General features: G+C 62.2%; 19 protein-coding genes. 10 read left to right on the forward strand and 9 right to left on the reverse strand.

Going from position 1 to position 20942, the window contains the following annotated elements:
- Positions 1 to 11: 11 nt before the first annotated feature.
- Positions 12 to 1001 (reverse strand): 1,2-phenylacetyl-CoA epoxidase subunit PaaA, encoded by a 990-nt coding sequence (paaA, locus tag AC3RCG_RS25470; protein WP_070311619.1) that lies wholly within the window; start codon positions 999 to 1001, stop codon positions 12 to 14.
- Between the two features lie 267 nt (positions 1002 to 1268).
- Between paaA and paaX the strand changes: the two genes are divergently transcribed.
- Positions 1269 to 2198 (forward strand): phenylacetic acid degradation operon negative regulatory protein PaaX, encoded by a 930-nt coding sequence (gene paaX / locus AC3RCG_RS25475; protein WP_070224237.1) that lies wholly within the window; start codon positions 1269 to 1271, stop codon positions 2196 to 2198.
- A gap of 235 nt (positions 2199 to 2433) precedes the next feature.
- Here the strand turns inward: paaX and AC3RCG_RS25480 are convergent, their stop codons facing one another.
- Complete coding sequence (locus tag AC3RCG_RS25480) at positions 2434 to 2688, reverse strand: hypothetical protein (protein WP_070291026.1); 255 nt, start codon at positions 2686 to 2688, stop codon at positions 2434 to 2436.
- Positions 2689 to 2829: 141 nt separating this feature from the next.
- On the opposite strand from AC3RCG_RS25480, the gene AC3RCG_RS25485 reads away from it, so the two are divergent.
- The 3 genes from AC3RCG_RS25485 to AC3RCG_RS25495 all read left to right on the forward strand — a co-directional run bounded on the left by AC3RCG_RS25485 (position 2830) and on the right by AC3RCG_RS25495 (position 7400).
- Positions 2830 to 3954, forward strand: coding sequence for a M14 family metallopeptidase (locus AC3RCG_RS25485; protein WP_086137170.1), 1125 nt, complete (start codon positions 2830 to 2832; stop codon positions 3952 to 3954).
- Between the two features lie 368 nt (positions 3955 to 4322).
- Positions 4323 to 6032, forward strand: a complete 1710-nt coding sequence (locus tag AC3RCG_RS25490; RefSeq protein ID WP_492402284.1) for a methyl-accepting chemotaxis protein — start codon at positions 4323 to 4325, stop codon at positions 6030 to 6032.
- Positions 6033 to 6290: 258 nt separating this feature from the next.
- Positions 6291 to 7400, forward strand: a complete 1110-nt coding sequence (locus AC3RCG_RS25495) for a cytochrome-c peroxidase (RefSeq protein ID WP_492402283.1) — start codon at positions 6291 to 6293, stop codon at positions 7398 to 7400.
- Positions 7401 to 7446: 46 nt separating this feature from the next.
- On the opposite strand, the gene pmbA is transcribed toward AC3RCG_RS25495, so the two are convergent.
- A complete protein-coding gene (gene pmbA / locus AC3RCG_RS25500; protein WP_492402281.1) occupies positions 7447 to 8799 on the reverse strand; it encodes a metalloprotease PmbA in 1353 nt (450 codons plus the stop codon).
- Positions 8800 to 8891: 92 nt separating this feature from the next.
- Here pmbA and yjgA point away from each other — a divergent pair, with 92 nt between their 5' ends.
- The 3 genes from yjgA (at position 8892) to AC3RCG_RS25515 (ending at position 10875) form a co-directional block, all read left to right on the forward strand.
- Positions 8892 to 9491: a ribosome biogenesis factor YjgA gene (gene yjgA, locus AC3RCG_RS25505; protein WP_070224233.1), complete on the forward strand. Its 600-nt coding sequence runs from the start codon at positions 8892 to 8894 to the stop codon at positions 9489 to 9491.
- An 89-nt stretch (positions 9492 to 9580) separates the two neighbouring features.
- Positions 9581 to 10210 carry a molybdopterin adenylyltransferase gene (gene mog / locus AC3RCG_RS25510; RefSeq protein ID WP_070224232.1) on the forward strand — a complete coding sequence of 210 codons (630 nt, stop codon included), beginning with the start codon at positions 9581 to 9583 and terminating at the stop codon, positions 10208 to 10210.
- Complete coding sequence (locus AC3RCG_RS25515; protein WP_070224231.1) at positions 10207 to 10875, forward strand: alpha/beta hydrolase; 669 nt, start codon at positions 10207 to 10209, stop codon at positions 10873 to 10875. The genes mog and AC3RCG_RS25515 overlap by 4 nt, the downstream gene beginning before the upstream one ends.
- Before the next feature lie 56 nt (positions 10876 to 10931).
- Here the strand turns inward: AC3RCG_RS25515 and AC3RCG_RS25520 are convergent, their stop codons facing one another.
- The 5 genes from AC3RCG_RS25520 to AC3RCG_RS25540 form a co-directional block, all read right to left on the reverse strand.
- The gene (locus tag AC3RCG_RS25520) at positions 10932 to 12479 is read right to left on the reverse strand and encodes a S1C family serine protease (protein WP_492402280.1); all 1548 of its coding nucleotides are present in this window, start codon (positions 12477 to 12479) and stop codon (positions 10932 to 10934) included.
- 90 nt (positions 12480 to 12569) lie between these two features.
- Complete coding sequence (locus AC3RCG_RS25525) at positions 12570 to 13136, reverse strand: carboxymuconolactone decarboxylase family protein (protein WP_492402278.1); 567 nt, start codon at positions 13134 to 13136, stop codon at positions 12570 to 12572.
- Complete coding sequence (locus AC3RCG_RS25530) at positions 13136 to 13984, reverse strand: fumarylacetoacetate hydrolase family protein (RefSeq protein WP_070291020.1); 849 nt, start codon at positions 13982 to 13984, stop codon at positions 13136 to 13138. The genes AC3RCG_RS25525 and AC3RCG_RS25530 overlap by 1 nt, the downstream gene beginning before the upstream one ends.
- Complete coding sequence (locus tag AC3RCG_RS25535; protein WP_175445218.1) at positions 13929 to 15278, reverse strand: MFS transporter; 1350 nt, start codon at positions 15276 to 15278, stop codon at positions 13929 to 13931. The genes AC3RCG_RS25530 and AC3RCG_RS25535 overlap by 56 nt, the downstream gene beginning before the upstream one ends.
- A 2-nt stretch (positions 15279 to 15280) precedes the next feature.
- Complete coding sequence (locus AC3RCG_RS25540) at positions 15281 to 16645, reverse strand: KamA family radical SAM protein (protein WP_070291074.1); 1365 nt, start codon at positions 16643 to 16645, stop codon at positions 15281 to 15283.
- A gap of 281 nt (positions 16646 to 16926) precedes the next feature.
- On the opposite strand from AC3RCG_RS25540, the gene AC3RCG_RS25545 reads away from it, so the two are divergent.
- The gene (locus AC3RCG_RS25545; RefSeq protein WP_034780434.1) at positions 16927 to 17385 is read left to right on the forward strand and encodes a cache domain-containing protein; all 459 of its coding nucleotides are present in this window, start codon (positions 16927 to 16929) and stop codon (positions 17383 to 17385) included.
- A 64-nt stretch (positions 17386 to 17449) separates the two neighbouring features.
- Positions 17450 to 19147, forward strand: coding sequence for a methyl-accepting chemotaxis protein (locus AC3RCG_RS25550; RefSeq protein WP_492402276.1), 1698 nt, complete (start codon positions 17450 to 17452; stop codon positions 19145 to 19147).
- On the opposite strand, the gene AC3RCG_RS25555 is transcribed toward AC3RCG_RS25550, so the two are convergent.
- Positions 19144 to 19734 carry a DNA-3-methyladenine glycosylase gene (locus AC3RCG_RS25555; RefSeq protein WP_492402275.1) on the reverse strand — a complete coding sequence of 197 codons (591 nt, stop codon included), beginning with the start codon at positions 19732 to 19734 and terminating at the stop codon, positions 19144 to 19146. The genes AC3RCG_RS25550 and AC3RCG_RS25555 overlap by 4 nt on opposite strands.
- 275 nt (positions 19735 to 20009) lie before the next feature.
- Between AC3RCG_RS25555 and AC3RCG_RS25560 the strand changes: the two genes are divergently transcribed.
- Entirely contained in the window at positions 20010 to 20876 is an 867-nt protein-coding gene (locus tag AC3RCG_RS25560; protein WP_070291073.1) for an HDOD domain-containing protein, read from the forward strand.
- Positions 20877 to 20942: the final 66 nt, after the last annotated feature.

Here is a 20942-nt window from a genome sequence, read left to right on the forward strand (position 1 = left end):
GTCTTATGTAATTACGCTGCTGCTTTGTTAGCGGCTTGCTTGTCGGCATAGGCGACCAAGGCATCGCGGAACCATGCACCGTCTTCATACGCTTTCACGCGCGTTTGCAAACGTTCGCGATTGCACGGGCCATTACCCTTCAGGACATTGTTGAACTCGGCCCAGTCGATCTCGCCGAATTCATAGTGGCCCGTCTCCGCATTGAACTTCAGGTCGGGATCGGGCACGGTCAGGCCCAGGTATTCGATTTGCGGCACGGTCTGGTCGACCATACGCTGGCGCAATTCATCGTTCGAGAACAGCTTGATGCGCCATTGCGCCGATTGGGCGCTGTTGACGGAGGCGGCGTCGGACGGGCCGAACATCATCAGCGATGGCCACCACCAGCGGTTCAAGGCATCCTGCGCCATGGCTTTCTGTTCGGGCGTACCCTTGCACAGCGACATCATGATGTCGTAGCCCTGGCGCGCATGGAACGATTCTTCCTTGCAGACGCGGATCATGGCGCGCGCATACGGACCGTAGGAGCAGCGGCACAGGGGAATCTGGTTGATGATGGCGGAGCCGTCGACCAGCCAGCCGATGGCGCCCATGTCGGCCCACGACAGGGTGGGATAGTTGAAGATGCTGGAATATTTGGCTTTGCCCGAGTGCAAGGCAGCGAGCAAATCGTCGCGCGAGACGCCCAGGGTTTCCGCGGCGCTGTACAGGTACAGGCCGTGGCCCGCTTCGTCCTGGATCTTCGCCAGCAGGATCGACTTGCGTTTCAGGGTCGGTGCGCGCGTGACCCAGTTACCTTCGGGCAATTGGCCGACGATTTCCGAGTGCGCGTGCTGCGAAATCTGGCGGATCAGGGTCTTGCGGTAGGCGTCCGGCATCCAGTCCTTGGCCTCGATCTTGATGCCTTCGTCGATGCGCGCCTGGAAAGCGCGCTCTTCCTGGCCCATGTCGTCGATGGAGCGGACGTTCTTGAGGCCGGTTTCAACCATTTGTGCGTACATGATGTGTCTCCCATGTCTTTGATTTTGCGCAGCAACGCGGTGCGATAAACAGATAATACGATACAAAAAACGATTTGCATACACTTGATGTGAATCATTTTAAAAAATCGTATCTTGTGCAGCTTTTTTGTGCGTATGATATTGCTTATGAGAAAACACCATGGGGCGCTACCCGCGCTTCCGGCAAATTATTGCCGCGCTACCCGCGCAGCCAAGTAAACTGCTGCTTTTATTGAACCGACCGCAACACGGCCAGACCGGAACCACATGAAGAACACCCGCTGCACGGCATGGATAGCCGATTTCCTGGAAAGCGACCCACCGCGCTCGAAGTCCCTGGTGATGACCATCTTCGGCGACGCCATCGTGCCGCGCGGCGGCGCCATCTGGCTGGGGAGCCTGATCGAACTGCTGGCGCCATTCGGCGTCAATGACCGGCTATTGCGCACCAGCGTGTTCCGCTTGGCGCAGGAAGGCTGGCTCAGCTCGCAGCGCGACGGCCGCCGCAGCGCCTATGCGATACGCCCGGAGGCGCTGGCCCGCTTCGAACGCGCCTACCGCCGCATCTACGCGCCGCTGGTCGTGCACTGGGATGGCAGCTGGACCCTGGTGATCGGTCCGGCCGGCAGCATCGGCGCCGCCGAACGGGGCGCGCTGCGCAAGGAATTATTGTGGGCGGGCTACGGCTTGATCTCTCCCGGCATCTTTGGCCATCCGGCCAGCAATGCGGAGGCGCTGGAAGATATCCTCGTGCGCAACGAGGTGCAGGGCAAGCTGTATGTCTGCCACACAACAGAGTTGCCGGGTGTCAGCACGCGGCCCCTGCGCGACATGGTGGGCGACTGCTGGGACTTGTCGGAAGTGATGGCCGGCTACGAAAAATTCATCGCCAGCTTCCAGCCGCTGCTGACCCTGCTGCAGGAAGAACCCGTGTTCGATGCGGAGCAGGCGTTCGTCATCCGCTCGCTGCTGACGCACGCCTACCGCCGCGTGCAATTGCACGACCCGCAACTGCCCGTCGAGCTGCTGCCCGAACCGTGGCCTGGCACGCAAGCCTATGCGCTGGCGCGCGACCTGTACCGCATCACGTATGCTCCTGCAGAGGAACACATCCTGGCCACCCTGCGTCGCGAGGATGAGCACGCGCCGGACGTGGAGCCGTGGTTTTACGAACGCTTCGGCGGACTGAACACCTGATAAAACGTCCATGGCGGCGTTGCAGGGCCTGGGCGTACGTTCGTACTGCCTGCGGCCCTGCGCCTTGCCCTGGCCATTTTTCAGGTGTTCAGGAATAAGAACACCTATCAAAACCTACTGCGCGTCGGTATTTGCGGCCTGCGATGCTCACTGTACCTTCGTACAGTTGCGCTTCTCAACCACAACTCCCTTCCGCTCGCTACGGTTTTGTTAGGTGTTGTAAGTCACCGCCTGCTCACTGTTTTGCCACCACCTGCTTGGCCCCCGCCAGCAAATCCTGCCCCAGCTTTTCCAGCGCATTGGCCTGCACCAGCATGGTGTCGAGGATGGCGACGTTGAAGCTGAATTCGGCCGGCGTCGTGTAGCCGGGGAAACGTATGATGCGCAGCAATTCCTGCAAGGTCGTGCCCTTGCCCAGGTGCGCCAGCGCGTCGCTGAGGGCGCTGATTTTCTTTTCCAGTTCGCGTATGTGGTTGCTATGGTCGTCCATGATGCTCTCCCCGTGTCGGAGCTTCCACGTTAGCAAAGCATGTCCGTCATCGTTTGCGCCAGCACAAAGGCCACCGCAAAACAGGTATCATCGCGCCATTGCACACGATGCAAAACCCATACGTTTTTATCAGGAACACTCATGACCATTAAAATCAGCCAGCAATTCGACGCCGGCGCGATCGAGGTGCTGCGCGCCGACGATGCCCAGTCCATCGAACTGAACATCCGCAAGGATTCCCATGCCGACATCACGCAGTGGTTTTACTTCCGCCTGCAAGGCGCGCAAGGCGAGGCGTGCACGATCCGCTTCATGAATGCCGGCAAGTCCGCCTACCCGGACGGCTGGAAAGACTACCAGGCCGTGGCCAGCTACGACCGCGAAACCTGGTTCCGCGTGCCGACCAGCTTTGACGGCACGGTGATGACCATCGAACACACCCCCGAGGAAGAAAGCGTCTACTACGCCTATTTCGAACCGTACCCATGGGACCGCCACCTGGCCCTGATCGACAGCGCGCAAGCGTCGCCGCTCGTGCGCCTGATCGACCTGGGCAGCACGGTGGAAGGCCGCGACATGAATCTGCTGGTCGTCGGCGACGCCGATGCCGAGAAAAAAGTCTGGGTCATCGCGCGCCAGCATCCGGGCGAGACGATGGCCGAGTGGTTTGTCGAAGGCATGCTTGAAGCCTTGCTGGACCAGGCCAATCCCTTTGCCCGCCAGTGCCTGCAGGACGCCGTCTTCTACGTGGTGCCGAACATGAACCCGGACGGTTCCGTGCACGGCAACCTGCGCACCAACGCGGCCGGCGCCAACCTGAACCGCGAATGGATGACGCCGACCATGGAGCGCAGCCCGGAAGTATTCCTGGTGAAACAGAAAATGCATGAAATCGGTTGCGACCTGTTCCTCGACGTGCATGGCGACGAAGGCTTGCCCTACGTCTTCGTGGCCGGCAGCGATGCGCTGGAAAATTTCACGCCAGCACAAAAAGCCGAGCAAGAGCGCTTCATCGCCGACTTCAAGGTGGCCAGCCCCGACTTCCAGGATGAGCATGGCTATGAAGACGGCCCGTTCACGCCGGAAGTGCTGACCATGGGCTCGCCCCACATCACGCACGCTTTCGGCTGCCTGTCGCTGACCCTGGAATTGCCGTTCAAGGACAACGCCAACGATCCCGACCCGCAAACGGGCTGGAGCGGCGCCCGCAGCGCCGCACTGGGCGCGGCCGTGCTGCAACCTATCCTGTCCACCTTGCGCGCCTGAGCGCCTGGGCCGACACGGCCTGCCTGATCCCTTGCCCCGCTCGCCGGGGCATTTTTTTTGACCGCACGACAAGCGTTGCTGGCCGAGCGGATTTTTTTCCTAATATCTTGCCTGTCAGAAATTATCGTCCTACACTAAGCAACAGAATCGGGCCGCGCCACGCTGCGCTGCCCCGCAAGAATATCTCGCCGGGCGGGTCGCCAATGACTTCCCGGCCACCGGCAATACGCATCCACGGCCCTGTCCCTGCCGAATTAGCTTTCTGTAACGCAAACTGACCGCATCAGCATCGTCTTGAATGGACACAGCCTGTCCGCGGGACGATTCCCTGCGCACGCTTTCCGCTTTTCGCCGAGGATGAATGACCTATGTATAAGCTTAAAATCAGTACCCGCCTGGCCGTCAGTTTCGGCTTGATCATTGTCCTGCTTGCCATGGTGGCATTTGTTTCCATCAGCCGCATTCGCAACATCAACACCTCGACGGAAAAAATTCTCAACGACCGCTATGTCAAGGTCATGTTGTCGAATACGATACAGTCCGAGGTCAATATCCAGGCCCGCCTGCTGAGCATCGCCATCATCGGCGCCAACGATGCCGACGAAGTCAGCAGTTCCGTGACCAAGATTCAGGCCTCGATCAAAAAGAATACGGAGCTGCTGGCGCGCCTGAAAACCATGATCAACACGCCCAAGGGCCAGGAACTGCTCCAGGCCGTGATGAGCAGCCGCGAAAGCTATGCCAGGACGCGCGATGCGAACATCAAGCTATTACAAGAAGGCAAATCAGAAACGGCGGGCATCTTCCTGTTGACGCAGTTGCGCTATCCGCAAGAAAAATTCTTGACGGCCCTGGCGGCCATGACCAGCTTCCAGGAATCGCTGATGGAAAGCGAAGGCAAGCAAGCCGCCGCCGATGGGCGCATGGCCATCATCCTGACCTTGTCCCTGTCCATCGCGGCGACGGCCATTGCCATCGCGCTGGCCATCCTGATCAGCCGTTCCATCAGCCGGCCCATCGCCGAAGCCGTCCAGGTGGCGCAACGGGTGGCGGCCGGCGACTTGTCGGTCAGCATCGACGCGCGCGGCAACGATGAAACGGGCCAGCTGCTGCGCGCCTTGAAAGAGATGAATGACAATCTGCAAGGCATCGTGGCCCGCGTGCGCCATGGCACGGACGCCATCGCCCACGGCTCGCGTGAAATCGCCTCCGGCAATATGGACCTGTCTTCGCGCACGGAACAGCAGGCCAGCTCGCTGGAAGAAACGGCCTCGTCGATGGAAGAACTGACGTCGACCGTCAAGCAGAATGGCGAAAACGCGCGCCAGGCCAACCAGATGGCGCAATCGGCCTCCAGCGTGGCCAGCAAGGGCGGCCAGGTGGTGGCGGAAGTAATCACCACCATGGATTCCATCAATGCCTCGTCGAAGAAAATCGTCGACATCATCAGCGTTATCGACGGCATTGCCTTCCAGACCAATATCCTGGCGCTGAATGCGGCCGTGGAAGCAGCCAGGGCAGGCGAACAGGGACGGGGCTTTGCCGTGGTCGCCACGGAAGTGCGCAACCTGGCCCACCGCTCCGCCTCCGCCGCCAAGGAAATCAAGATCCTCATCGACGATTCCGTGCACCAGGTCAGTCTTGGCAGCACCCTCGTGAACCAGGCGGGCAGCACCATGGAGGAAATCGTCAATAGCGTGCGGCGCGTCACGGATATCATGGCCGAGATCACGTCCGCCAGCAACGAGCAGGAAGCGGGCATTGAACAGATCAACCAGGCCATCACGGAAATGGACGCCGTGACCCAGCAAAATGCAGCCCTCGTGGAAGAGGCGGCCGCCGCGTCCGAAGCGCTGCAGGATCAAGCGGGCATCCTGGCCGAAGCCGTCAGCGTGTTCAAACTCGACGGCACACAGGCGCTGGCGCCAGCCGCGCCAGCATCGCGGCCGGAGCCAAAGCCGGCGCCACGGCCCGCAGCCGCCACGGCGGCCCAGCCACGGCTCGTCGCCAACGCCCCCGCCAGCCGCAAGAGCGCCGCGCCCGCCATGGTGGCGGAAGGCGAGTGGGAACAATACTGACCGTACTGACCGTGCCGCGGCCAGCCGCCCGTGCCGCCCTCCGGCACGGCGGGCGGCATCGCTATGGCGCAGCGCAGCATCGCAAATCGTTGCCACGCCGGCTATTGCTGCCTATACTGGGCGCAGCATTGTCTGTCCCTCCCCTTGCCGATAGCGACCCCACCTATGACCATCAAAGACCAGCCACGCGCTGAGGCGCGATTTTCACCGACCCGATTTGCACACGTGTGCATATCTTTGTTGCTTGGCTTGCCCGGCATGCCAGGCGCAGCGGCCGAACTCAGCCCTGCCGCACAGCTGGGGCGGCGCATCTTCCACGATGCCAGCCTGTCCGCCTCGGGCAAGCAGTCGTGCGCCAGTTGCCATGACCCGGCCCATGCTTACGCGCCAGCCAACAAGCTGGCCGTGCAACTGGGGGGCGCCGACGGCCAGGCGCACGGCTACCGCGCCACGCCATCGCTGCGCTACCTGGAACACACTCCGCCCTTCCGCTTTGATAGGGAAGGCGCCCCCAACGGCGGCATCAACTGGGACGGCCGCGCCGCCAGCCTCGCGGAACAGGCGGAACGGCCTTTCCTGGCACCGCACGAAATGGCCAATGCCAGCACGGATGAAGTGGTGGAACGGCTGCGCAACGGCAGTTACGCGGAAGCATTCCGGCACGTCTTTGGCGCTGCCATCTTTACGCAACCGCAACAAGCATTCCGCCGCATCACCTATGCCTTGCAGCAATTCCAGCAGGAAGAGCCGGACTTCCACCGCTACGATTCCAAATATGACCTCTACCTGGCCAACAAGGTTCCGCTGGAGCTGGCGGAATTGCGTGGCCTGGCCCTGTTCAACGATGAACGCAAGGGCAATTGCGCCGCTTGCCACCCCAGCGGGCGGGGCGAACATGGCGCGCCGCCCTTGTTTACGGACTTCAGTTTCGACAATCTGGGCGTGCCGCGCAATACGCGCATTCCCGCCACGGCCGACCCCGCGTATTTCGATCTGGGCTTGTGCGGTCCCGACCGCACGGACCTGGCGCTGAGAGGCGAGCTGTGCGGCGCCTTCAAGGTGCCCAGCCTGCGCAATGTGGCCACGCGCCAGGTGTTTTTCCACAACGGCGTGTTCGACAACCTGACCGATGCCCTGCGCTTCTATGTGCGGCGCGATACGCATCCGCAAGAATGGTATCCGCGCGACCAACGAGGGAAAGTGCAGAAATTCAATGACGTACCCGCGAGATACCGCGTCAACGTCAACGTGAGCGAAGCGCCGTTCGACCGCAAGCGCGGCATGGCGCCGGCGCTGACGGCGGGCGAGATCGAAGATATGGTGAAATTTTTGGCCACCCTGACGGATGGCTATCAAGTCCAGCAGTAAAGCATGGGGCGCCTGCGCGGCGTTGCCGCGGCGGGTCCCCAAGCACTCAGCCGCCGGCCACCACCATGCTCTCGATGAGGATGGAACCCGTCTCTTTGGTGCCGCGACGCAGCACGTCGGCGCCTACGGCAACGATGTTGCGCAGCATGTCCTTCATGTTGCCGGCAATCGTGATTTCTTCCACCGGATACTGGATCACGCCATTTTCCACCCAGAAACCGGACGCGCCGCGCGAATAGTCGCCCGTCACGTAATTGGTTCCTTGTCCCATCAGTTCCGTCACCAGCAAGCCCGTGCCCAGTTTTCTCAGCATGGCGCTGAAATCGTCGCTGGCGGCCGTCAGGCTCGAGGTCAGGTACAGATTGTGTGAACCGCCCGCGTTGCCCGTCGTCTGCATGCCCAGCTTGCGGGCCGTATAGGTCGACAGGAAATAGCCTTGCACCACGCCATCCTTGACGACGTCGCGGCTGACGGTTTTCACGCCTTCTTCGTCGAACGGCGCCGAACCGACGCCGCCGATCACGTGCGGATCTTCAAAGATCTGCACGTGCGACGGCAGCACCTGCGTGCCCAGTGAATCGTTCAGGAATGTGGATTTGCGGTACAGGGCGCCGCCCGAGGTCGCTTGCACATAGGTACCGAGCAAACCGGCCGCCAGCGGCGCCTCGAACAGCACGGGGCAAGTGCGCGTGCCCAGCTTGCGCGCGTTCAGGCGCGACAGCGCGCGCTCGGCGGCATAGCGGCCGATGGCTTCCGGGCTCGACATCTTGGCGGCGTCGCGCACGGACGAATACCAGTCGTCGCGCTGCATCTTCGCGCCCTTGCCGGCGATGGGTGCCACGGACAGCGTGTGGCGCGAAAACGGGTAGCCGCCGATGAAGCCGCGCGAATTGGCGGACACAAAGTGCGATTGCTGCACGTGCACGCTGGCGCCCTCGCTGTTCGTGATGCGCGGATCGACGGCAAACGCGGCCGCCTCGGCACGTTGGGCCAGTGCGACGGCTTCCTCGGTCGAAATGAGCCAGGGATAGAACAGTTGCAAATCGCGGGGGGACTTTTCCAGCATGTCGGCGTCGGCCAGGCCCGCGCAATCGTCCTCGGCCGTGAAGCGCGCGATATTGTAGGCGGCGTCCACCGTGGCGCGCAGGGCGGACGGCGAAAAGTCGGAGGTGCTGGCATTGCCGCGTTTCTTGCCGACAAACACGGTCACGCCCATGCCCTTGTCCTTGTTTTGCTCGATCGTCTCGATCTTGCCTTTTCGTACAGAAACGGACAGGCCGCCGCCTTCGCTGACCTCGACGGCAGCGTCGGTGCCGCCCGCTTCCCGCACAAAAGACAACACATCACGGGCCAGTTGCTGCAATTGCTCTTGACTATGGGTAAATACGGAGTCGTTCATGCGCTGTTTTCTTCGGAAAGCCGCTAAAAAGGTTATCATAGCAGTCGTTTACAGTTTACAGGTGCGGCCTACGCGGCCAATCCCGCCTTATCATGCCAAATCCAAACCGGGGAGCTTGCGGCTTCCAATCCACCGAATTCGAACAGGAATATGAACGTCCGTCGAAATCGGAACTCAAACGCCAGATGACCGTCCTGCAAAAGCTGGGCGAAGAACTCGTCAATGAGGCACGCGACCGCGTCAAGCGCGTCCCGATGCCGGAAGACGTGCGCGACGCCATTCTCGAATGCCAGCAAATCAAGGATCACGAAGGCCGCCGCCGCCAGCTGCAATACGTGGGCAAGAAAATGCGCACCCTGGACGAGGAAGAAGTTGCAGCCATCCAACGCACCATCGATAGCTGGAAAGGCTTGTCGAAAGCCGACACGGCCAATATGCACGCGATGGAACGCCGCCGCGACAAGCTGTTAACGGATGACAAGGCGCTCACCGTCTTGCTGTCGGAAAACCCGGAGCTGGACGTGCAGCACCTGCGCACCCTGATCCGCAATGCCCGCAAGGAGCAAGCCGAGAACAAGCCGCCGAAAGCCTACCGCGAAATCTTCCAGATCTTGAAAGAGATCGCCAAGAAGAACAACAGCGGCAAGAAAGATGCCGATGAAGATGGCGTTGAGCAAGAAGAAGACGAATAAGCAACTGGGGTCAGACCCGGCGGGTCTGACCCCGAAAGCAGCGAAAAACCGGGATCAGCCCGGTTTTTTTACGACATAGAGAGGTGCCCATGACCACGATAGAAGACGAATTGATTATCGGCCTCGTGTCGATCTCGGACCGCGCCAGCGGCGGCGTGTATGAAGACCTGGGTATCCCCGCCCTGGAAAGCTGGCTGTCCGCCGCCATCCGCACGCCGTTCCGCCTGGAAAAGCGCCTGATCCCGGACGAGCGCTCGCAAATTGAAAACACCCTGATCGACATGGTCGACCTGAACCACTGCCATCTGATCCTGACGACGGGCGGCACTGGCCCGGCGCGGCGCGACGTCACGCCGGACGCCACGCTCAGCGTGGGCACCAAGGAAATGCCCGGTTTCGGCGAACAGATGCGCCAGATCAGCCTGCAATTCGTGCCGACGGCCATCCTGTCGCGCCAGGTGGCCGTGATCCGCGAAACGCCCGAGCGCGCTTGCCTGATCATGAACTTGCCGGGCCAGCCGAAAGCCATCAAGGAAACCCTGGAAGGCTTGAAAGACGCCGACGGCGTGCAACTGGTGAACGGCATCTTTGCCGCCGTGCCGTATTGCATCGACCTCATCGGAGGTCCCTACATGGAAACCGACCCGGCCATCTGCAAGGCCTTCCGTCCCAAATCGGCGCTGCGTCCGGCGCAACCACTACCAGAGGAAAATACATGAGCACCTTGCTGGAAACCATAGAACTCGACAGCGCACCGAATCCCACCGTCTCCATCATCTGGATGCACGGCCTGGGCGCCGACGGCAACGATTTCGTGCCCCTGGTGAAGGAACTGGACCTGCGCGGCTGCCCCGCCATCCGCTTCATCTTCCCCAGCGCCGGCACCATGCCCGTCACCATCAACAACGGCTATGTGATGCGCGCCTGGTACGACATCCTCGTAAACGACCTCGTGCGCCGCGAAGACGAAGGCGGCTTGCGCGCCTCGCAGGCGCAGATCGAAGCGCTGATCGCGCGCGAAAAAGCGCGCGGCATTCCCGCCAGCCGCATCATCCTGGCCGGCTTCTCGCAAGGCTGCGCCATGACCTTGCAAACGGGCTTGCGCCATGCGGAACCGCTGGCCGGCCTGATGTGCCTGTCCGGCTACCTGCCCCTGGCCGACAAGACGGCTCTTGAGCGCACGCCGGCCAGCCTGGAAACACCGATCTTCATGGCGCACGGCACGGCCGATCCCGTGGTGCCGATCGGCCGCGCGCAGCAGTCGCGCGACTTGCTCACCGGTATGGGTTACAAGGTGGAATGGCATGAATACATGATGCAGCACTCGCTGTGCCAGGAAGAGATCGACGCCATCGGCGCCTGGCTGAAAAAAGTGCTGGCTTAAAATAAAACAGGCGCGGTGTACGCCGCGCCTGTTGTCAAACGAAGCGCCGGGAACGATCAGTTCGCCGGCGTTTTTGCATTCCATATCTTCAACATGTCGGCCGACGCTTCCGAGCGGATGCCGTTGTCCGTCAGCACCGATTCCGTCGCCGCCAGCATGTCCTTGCGGGGCACGACGACCATTTCCGCATCGCGCTGCTGGAAGCGGAACGTCAGCAATTCATCGGTCTGGTCGCGCAGCAAGGCCACCAGGTGCGCCAGGCTGCGCACGCGCACGCCATTGACGGAATCGACGACCGAGAAGAAACGGGTGCTGTAGCCATTCATCAGCTTGTGCGGGAAGAACGGCGCGGCGATCACCACCAGCTCTTCGCGCTCGGCATCGGGCGCATCGCCACGCCGCGTGGCCAGCGGATTGCCGGCGAACGCCATGCCGCCCAAGATCGCCGGGTTGCCATTGGGCGCCGCCATGAATTCCGTCGTGGCGCGCGAAAACACCATGGGGCCGAAGATGAAATAGGAAGGATAACTGCCCTGCAGGCCGCTGATGAGCATCGGGTGCGCCGCCGAGACGGGCACCTTGATTTTCAGGGGCGCGCCCTGGCGCACCACCGTCAACGGCAATTCGCCGTCTTTCGCCAGCTGCTGCACGCGGTACTGGAAGCGCACGCGGCTGTTGGCATTCAGCTTGACCATGCCTTGGTTATCGACCGGAAAATCGCCGATGTGCGTGATGACATCCCACTCCTTGAGCGGATAGCCGGCATCCTTGCTGGCCGGCGTCATCACGACGGCGCCCTCGACACCCTTGGCCAGTTTCAGGTAGGTGCGCAACGCGGGGTTTTCCAGCGTTTGCGTCACGTCGCGCATGGCCGGCTTGCCCTTGGGCGCGCCGCCTTCCTGGTCGCGCAGGAACAGCTCGATTTCCTCGTTGGGGATGATGTAGCCGATGTTTTGCGCATTGAGCATGCCCGCAAAGGCCAGGCCGATCATCTTGTCGCCGGCAATCACGGGGCCGCCGCTATTACCCGGGTTGATGGCCGCATCGATCTGGATGCGCAGGCCGGAGACGGGGAAGTTGTAGCGCACGAATTCGATGCGCGACACGATACCCTTGGTGATCGACAGCGAGGTGCCGCCCGTCGGATAGCCATACGCCAGCACGGCATCGCGCACGTCCGGCAAGACGTTGGCGCGCGGCACCGCCTTGTGGCTGGCGAAAAAACTGTCGTCGTCGATCTTCAGCAAGGCCAGGTCCATGCCGCGCGAAATGGCCAGCACGGTGGCCGGTATTTTGTCGCCCGCGCCATTGGCCTGGATCTGCACCTGGCTGGCATAGCCGACCACGTGCGCATTGGTGAGGATGCGGCGGCCTTCGATGACGACGCCGGAGCCCGTCACTTCCTGCGGCGCGGCCTTGCTCCAGGGTTTATACGGGTCCGGCCCGCGCAGCGTGGAAAACACCTTGACGACGGAATTTTCCAGCGCCGAAGCGCTGGCGGTGGTCTCGGCGGCCAGCGCCCGCAGCGTCATCAACGGACAAAAAGAAAGGGCCAGCGCCAGGAAGGCGCGGCCCATCAGGGTGATGCACGGACGAGTTTTCATTGAGCTAATTGGCAATGGAAGGGAAGTAAAATTATATATTGAATAATTGCAACTTCATTACACTTTGTCCATCTTTGCCGAAGAACTATTCTAATCGGGCAAAGGCGTGACGCCCAAGGCCGGCACGGCCGTCTGCGCGCCATTCATCACCATGGCCAGGAAGGTGTAATAGCCATTGATGCCCATCAAGTCGACCACGCCATGCTCGCCGAACAGCGCCAGCGCGCGCGCATACGTGACGTCGCTGACGCGCTTGTTTTGCTGCAGCTCGATACAGAAGTCATGCACGGCTTGCTCGTCTTCCTTCAGGACAAGCGGCGCGCGCCGCGCGGCGATGGCGTCCACGGCCGCTTGCGCGATACCGTTCTGCACGGCCAGCGGCGCGTGGATGGCCCACTCGACCTGCTGGTCCCACTGGCGCGCCGTCACCAGGATCGCCAGCTCCGACAGCCGCGTGCCGATGGCGCTGCGGTAGCGCAAGTATTCGCCCATGCGCTGCGCCGTTTCCATCAGCTCGGGGCTGCGGATCAGCGGCACGAAGGGGCCGTACAGGGCCCCGCGCGGACCATCGATGATGGCTTGCGCGGCGGCGCGCTGCTGCTGGTCCAGCTGCGCCAAAGGCAGCGCGGGCAAGCGGTCGATATCGCTACCGGCCATCAGGCAGTCCAGGCGACCACGTCCTGCTGCTGTTCACCCAGGCCGGCGATGCCCAGGCGCAGGCTGTCGCCTTTTTTGAGGAAGCGCTGCGGCTTGCGGCCCTGGCCCACGCCCGGCGGCGTGCCCGTGGCGATGACGTCGCCCGGTTCCAGGGTCATGAATTGCGACAGGTAGCTGACGATCTGCGCCACCGTGAAGATCATGGTTTGCGTATTGCCAGTCTGCATGCGCTTGCCGTTGACTTCCAGGTACAGGTCCAGGTCCTGCTCGTCGATGACTTCATCGCGCGTCACCAGCCACGGGCCGACAGGGCCGAAGGTGTCGCAGCCCTTGCCTTTATCCCATTGGCCGCCCCGTTCCAGCTGGAACGAGCGCTCGGAAATGTCGTTGACGACGCAATAGCCGGCCACGTATTTCAAGGCGTCCTCTTCGCTCACGTACTGCGCGCGCGTGCCGATGATCACGCCCAGCTCCACTTCCCAGTCCGTCTTTTTCGAGCCTTTCGGCAGCACGACATTGTCGTCCGGACCGTTCAGGCAAGTGATCGCCTTCATGAACACGATGGGTTCGGCCGGGATCGGCATGCCCGATTCGGCCGCGTGGTCCGCGTAATTGAGGCCGATGCCGATGAACTTGCCGACCTTGGCCAGCGGCACGCCGAAGCGCGGGTTGCCGCGCACCAGGGGCAAGGTCTTTTCGTCGAGCTTGGCCAGCTTGCGCAAGGCCTTGTCGGACAGTTGTGCGCCGTCAATATCGGCAATCACGCCGGACAGGTCGCGCAGTTTGCCTTCTTCATCGATCAGGCCCGGTTTTTCCTTGCCTGGACGTCCATAACGAACGAGTTTCATAGTCTTCCTTGGAGTTGATCATTGCCGCTGTGCAGGCTGCCATTTTACCGGATGGCCCGGCACGCCTGTAGCGGTTGATGAAAAACATCGCAAGTCCTGGCAGTTGCAAGGCCGCCAGCACGCCAAACGCCGCCTGATACGCCTGCGGCGGATACTGCTGCTGGCCGTTCAGGGGCCAGCAGCCGAGGATCAGGCCAAAACCCGCCTGCACTAGGAAGGCGCCCGTAAAAATGAGCAAATTCAGACAGGTGGCCGCCCTGCCCGTCAGGCTGGTCGGCATGCTTTGCGCGACGATCGCATACTCGAGGCCCGTCACCGTGCCCAGCAAGGTAAACAGCACAGACAGCAACGGCAGGCTGGGCACCACATTACACGCCATCGCCGCTTGCACGGCGACAAACAGGATGATGCCCACGGCCGCCACTTGCATGGGCGCAATGCCACGCCGCCCGGCCCATTCCGTCAGCATGCCCATGCCGATGGCGCCGAAGATGACGGCCGCCATGCCCAGGTACAGCAAATACGCCACGTTGTCATCGGACAAGCCGCCCACGTCGGCCAGCCAGCGTCCCACCCACAAGCCCTGCACGCCAAAGAACACCGTGTGCGGCAACAGGATCAGCGCGATGGTGCGGCGAAAGCCGGGATCGCGGTACACGCTCCAGACGCTGACCTTGCTCACCTTGTGCATGCCTGCGGCAGGCGCGGGCATGGCCGGCGACAGCAGGCGGATCAGCAAGCCGACGGCCAGCGCCGCCAGCGCCAGCCCCAGGAACACGCCGCGCCAGTCCGTGTAATGCAGGGCCAGCTTGACGGGCATGGTGGCCGTGGCCGCGCCCAGGCCACCCACGGCGATCAGATAGCCGTGCACGGAGGGCAGCCGCGACGGCGCGATGGCGCACGAGATCGCTTTCACGGCAGCCATGAAACAGCCGCCCAGCCCCGCCCCCATCAGGGCGCGCGCCCACATCAGCTCGGCAAAGCTGTGGCCCCGGCTGAACAGCCACACGGCCAGGGACGCCAGCGCCAGCAGCCACAGTTGCACGGTGCGGGGGCCGTAACGGTCCAGCGCCATGCCGACCGGCAATTGCACCAGCGCAAAGGCGAGAAAAAAGGCGCTGGTCAGCAGGCCCAGCTGGGCTGGCGTCAGGGCGATGGCGCCCAGCAATTCCGCCGTCAGCACGGCATTGACGCCGCGCAACAGGCACGACAGGTAATGCCCGAGCGCGAATGGCAGGAACACCAGGCAAAACACGGCCACGCCGGAACGGGCGGGCGCACCGGCGGCAGGCATGCTCAGGCAGCCTGCGCCAGGCGGATGATTTTATGCGGCAGCTGCGGCACAGGTTCATCCGTCTCGAAGAAGAATTTATCGTGGCCGAACGCGGGCTTCAAATCGTCCATCCACGTCGCTTCCGCATCGAATTTCGCAAAGAACGGCCGGCGCACCCAGTCCGGGTTGCGTGCCTGCAAGAATTGCAGGGCAAACAGTTTTTCGCCATTGATGGTGACGATGCCGTCGATGACGATCTTGCCGGGAAAGGCGCTCATGGACGGTCCCCGCACCGTGCGCGACAGGCCCGACACCATCTGGTAGGCGGCCTGGAAAATTTCGTGCGCCTTCGCCAGCGGCAACTCGAAATAGCCGCGCGGGCCCGTGTCCCGCTCCACAAACATGTAATACGGAATCGCCCCCAGGCGCGTGCCCGTCTGCCATAGCTCGGCCCAGCTTGCCGGGTCTTCGTTGATGTGGCGGATCAGCGGCCCCTGCATGCGCAAGGTGGCGCCCGTGGAAACGATGCGTTTCACGGCTTGCTGCGCGATGTCCTGGCGCAACTCGACGGCATGGCTGTAATGGCCCATCACGGCCAGGTTCTTGCCCGCCTTGACGATGCGCTCGAACAGGCGCATCAAGTCATCCGCATCGCGGTCCGAGACAAAGCGCTGCGGCCAGTACGCCACCGCCTTGGTGCCGATGCGGATGTTCTGGATGTGTTCCAGGCCCGGCGCCAGCAGCGGCTCCAGGTAGGCCGCCAGTTGCCGCGTGTTCATGATCATCGGATCGCCGCCCGTGATCAGCACGTCCGTCACTTCCGGATGCAGTTTCAGGTAGGCGGCCAGCTCGTTCGATTCGCGCGCATCGAACTTCATGTCGTCCATGCCGACGAACTGGGGCCAGCGAAAACAGAAGGTGCAATACGCGTGGCAGGTCTGGCCCGCGCTGGGAAAAAACAGCACCGTCTGCGCATACTTATGCTGCAGGCCGCGCACGGGCGCATCGTTGACCCTCGGCACGTTATGCGTCATCTGCCCGGCAGGATGGGGATTCATTCCCAGGCGCAAGCCATGCACATAGGCGTCGATGGCCGCCTTGTCCCGCTGCACCAGCACCAGGTCGCGCAGGTGCGCGTACTGCTCCGGCGGCAGCATGTCGCGGTGGGGAAAGACGAGGCGGTAGATGGGATCGTCAGGGATGTTGTTCCAGTCGATCAATTGATCAAGCACATATTCATTGGTGCGAAACGGCAAGACGTGCGAGACCACCTGTACGGCTTCACGCTGCTCTTCCGGCAGCCATTCCCACTGCCGCGCCTGTTGAATGGTTTGCCGCGTGTACGGCTTGAACTTGGGTGCAGACGGCTCGGTAATGAGTGCGGACACGATCAGCTCCTTGCCTGTAAATGGCGACAACTTTCATTAAATCGGCCGTATATCGGCCAATTCCAGCTTTTTCCTCTCCATGCCAGTCCAGCTCGGCATGCTGTGAAAGTCATCATAGTTCTTGCCTATAAGAACCAAATTGCTACATATCAACAAGCAGTCGATACGTTGCATGCTGCCTACAAGCAACACCTAAGTTTGTTCCACCGCAATTTGATGGGACTGTCGGCGACGTAAATTACGGCTTGGCAACACATCCCTCGATATCACAAGGAGCTTTCATGAAACGCTTATTCACGGGTAGCCTGCTGTGCCTGGCATTTGCCGGCGGCAGCGTCAGTGCCGCGGTCGAACCAACGGAAAAAGACGCCATCGCCATGGCCGAACGGGGCGCCGCCTTCATGAAGGCGCATGGCAAGGAAGAAATGATGAAGAAAATCACGGCGAAAGACCCGGACTTCGTGCAGGGCTCGCTGTACGTGGACATGCGCGACATCAAGACGGGCATCGTGCTGGCCCACCCGATCAATCCTTCCATCGTGGGCAAGGATTTGACGGATGTGCCGGACGCGAATGGCAAGAAATATCGGCGTGAAATCATCGAGCTGGCGCAAAAACAGGGCAAGGGCTGGGTCGATTACCAGTACAAGAATCCCACCAGCGGCAAGATCGAGCCGAAGACCACGTACATCCTGCGCGTCAACGATGTGGTGCTGGAAGCGGGCATCTACAAAAAATAAGGCAGGGGCGGCGTGCACGCCGCGCGCCGCCTGCGGTTTGATCAGCCATAGCCAGGAGTCAAGCATGCTCAATCAATTACGCATCGGACCAAAATTATTGCTGGCGCCCACCCTGGTCTTGCTGTTGCTGATACTCAGCTCGAGCGGTGCCTGGTATGGCATGGTGCGGCAAAATGCCTCGCTGGAAAACATGGTGCGGGTGCGCATTACGCATTTGAAGGCGGCCGCGGACGTACTAGGCGAGGCGAAGCACGTACATGGCAATATGTACCAGTTGCTGTCATGGACGAATGGCAGCTTCGCCAAGGCCCGCCTCGATGCGCTGGAGCAACAGATCAAGGCGCGCCACGCGGCCATCGGCGCCCAGCTGGGCACGCTGCGTTCCACGGCCACGGGCGCCGAGCGCACCCTGGTCGATGCGGCCATCACGGCCCTGGCCGGTTATCGAAAGGCAGTACTGGAAACCATGGAAATGGCGCAGATGGACCAGTCGATCGCCACCAACTCCATGCTCAAGGCGGAAACCCAATTCGTCCAGTTCAATACGCAGCTGGCGCAACTGTCTGCCCTGGAAACAACGCTCAGCAGCCAGGCCCACGCGACGGCCAGCGCCGAGTTCCGCAGCCTGGGCTGGAGCCTGCTGCTGACGGTGGCGCTATCGATCCTCGTCTCCATCGTGGTGACCATGCTGGTGCGCCGCGCCATGCTGGTGGAAATCCGCGGCATTGCCGACGCCGTGCAAGACCTGGCGGCGGGCAAGCTGATGGCCGGCGCCCCCAAGCCGGGCAATGACGAAATCGCCGCCACGTCGCGCGTGCTGGACCAGACCATCGCCCACCTGAACCAGACCTTGCGCACCATCACGGGCGCCGTGCAATCGATCGACACGGCCTCGCGCGAAATTGCCACCGGCAATCTGGACCTGTCGGCGCGCACGGAAATGCAAGCCAGTTCGCTGGAAGAAACATCGAGCGCCATGGAAACCTTGACGGCAGCCGTCAACAACAATGCGGACAATGCCCAGCTGGCCTGCGAGCTGGCGGGACAAGCGTCGACCCTGGCCGTGCAAGGGGGAGCATCGATGCAGCAAGCGGTGGCGACAATGGCGACGATACGCGCCAATTCGCGCCAGATCGTGGAGATTATCGGCGTGATCGACGGCATTTCCTTCCAGACCAATATCCTCGCGCTGAACGCGGCGGTGGAGGCGGCGCGCGCGGGCGAACAAGGCCGGGGCTTTGCCGTGGTGGCGTCGGAAGTGCGCACCCTGGCGCAGCGCTCGGCGCAGGCGGCCAAGGAAATCAAGACCCTGATCGCCACCTCCGTCACCACCATCGACGGCGGCAGCGTGGCCGTGCAGCAGGCGGGCGACAGCATGGGCGCCATCGTGGCCTCGGTGCAGCAAGTCAACGAGATCATCCAGCGCGTGAAAGAGGCCAGCGCCGAGCAGGCGTCGGGCATCACGGAAGTAAATCAGGCCGTCGCGCAAATGGATGACGTCACGCAGCAAAACGCGGCCCTGGTGGAGCAGGCGGCAGCGGCGGCGGCCAGTTTGCAGGACCAGGCCGTCAAACTGTCTGCGGCGGTCAGCGTCTTTACCCTGGATCCAGCCGCGCCGGCCACGCCCGCCGGCGCGGACGACGACGCCTTTCAAGACCCCGCCAGGACGCCGCCCCAGGACCGGCGCGCGCTGCACAGTCCGCTGCGCGGCAAGCCCGGCATGCGTAACGTCAAGGATGCGCCCCAGCGCCGGCGTGGCTAGCGAGGTAACTCGATGACAGGCGCGCGCATCGGCTTGCTCAGGTAGGGCGAGCCTGCCAGCACGAAACGCCACGGCGTCTCCATCGCCTTGGAAATGCCGATGCGCGGCCCCGCCCGTACCGCAACCTCATCCTCGCGGGCCAGCAGCATGAACGGCGGCGCATCGAGCGCCAGCCGGTTCTGCAGATGGCTCACACCGAGCGCCTGGCACACCTTGCCCGGCCCAGAACACAGCTGCCGGGCATCCTCGACGCCGCGCCGTTCGCGCATGGTATCGAGTCCCACGAGCGGTTCGATGGCGCGGATCAACACGCCCGCGCCATGGCCCGCTTCGCGGCACACAAAGTTCAGGCACCAGTGAATGCCGTACGAGCGGTAGACATAGGCGTGCGCGGGCGGGCCGAACATGGCCGCATTGCGCGGCGTCATGCCGCCATACGTGTGCGAGGCGGGGTCCAGCCGGTCATACGCTTCCGTTTCCACGATGCGCCCGCCCACGCCGTCCACCAGCACGGTCACGCCGATCAACTGACGCGCCACGCTGCTGGAATCGTCCGCAAAATCGATACCCGCGAGGATTTTTTTCATCCGGCAATTGTACTGCCGCACTGTCCGCAGCACGCCTGGCCCCACCTTGAAAACAAATAAAACTTGATTTTTCCATCATGAGTATCGGGATAGGGAGCGTCGTAAAATGTGGAAAATAGGGGATGGAGCAAGCCAAAACGGGGATTTTTTCCAGAATAATTTGCAGAGACGAACTATTGCCATGCATAAACAGCGATAATCGTCGGGCACTGCACCAGACGCCCACGAGGCCGGCAGCGGCAGTGCGCAACAGAATAACCACAGGCAAGGCAATGATGATGAGAGCGGCAGCGCAAAAGCAGGTAGTGCAGGAAGATCCGGTTGACGCCCTGATGCGTTCCATCCGTATCCCGCCGCGTCCCAGCCTGCTGGTCGACCTGCAGCGCGAACTGGCCGAACAGGACCCGTCGCCGCGCCGCATCGCGCGCATCATCGCCGACGATGTCGGCATGTCCGGCGCCCTGCTGAAACTGGCGAATTCGCCGTTCTATGGCGCCGCGCGCAAGGCCAAATCCGTCGAGCAAGGCATCAACTTTCTCGGCATTAACCAGTGCAGCGCCATGATGACGGGCTTGCTGGCGCGCCAGGCGCTGGAAGCGGAAGGCGTGGAACTGACCCACTTCTGGGATGTGTCGGCCAAGCGTGCGCGCGCCCTGGTATTTACCTCGCGCAAGCTGCGCATCGCCCCGCCCGACATCGCCCACACCTTCGGCCTGTTCTGCGACATCGGCGTGCCCCTGCTGATGAACCGCTTCGCCGACTACGTCAACACGTACGCGGCGGCGGCCAACGATGCGCACAATTGTTTTACGGCCCTGGAAGACGCGCGCCACCAGACCAACCACGCAGCCATCGGCTGCTTGCTGGCACGCAACTGGGGCCTGTCCTCCGACGTTTCCTGGGCGATTTTGCACCACCACGACTACACGGTGCTGGCCGACCCGTCCACGGACGATGCCATCCGCTCGCTCGTCGCCCTGTCGCTGCTGGCCGAAAAGGGCATTCAGCGCTACCATGGCAACAGTACCTCGCTCGAGTGGGACAAGGGCGGTGAGCTTGCATGCCAGCATCTTGGCCTGTCGCAGGAAGAAGCCGCCGACCTGCTCGACGAGCTGCACGAGATGTTCGATACCGACCATTGAAGTATCAGGCGGCCGCGTCCGCCTGTATGATCTGTCCCGGCGCCAGGCAAAGCCTTGGCGCCCGTT

Source organism: Janthinobacterium sp. GW823-FHT01H08 (assembly GCF_058797855.1).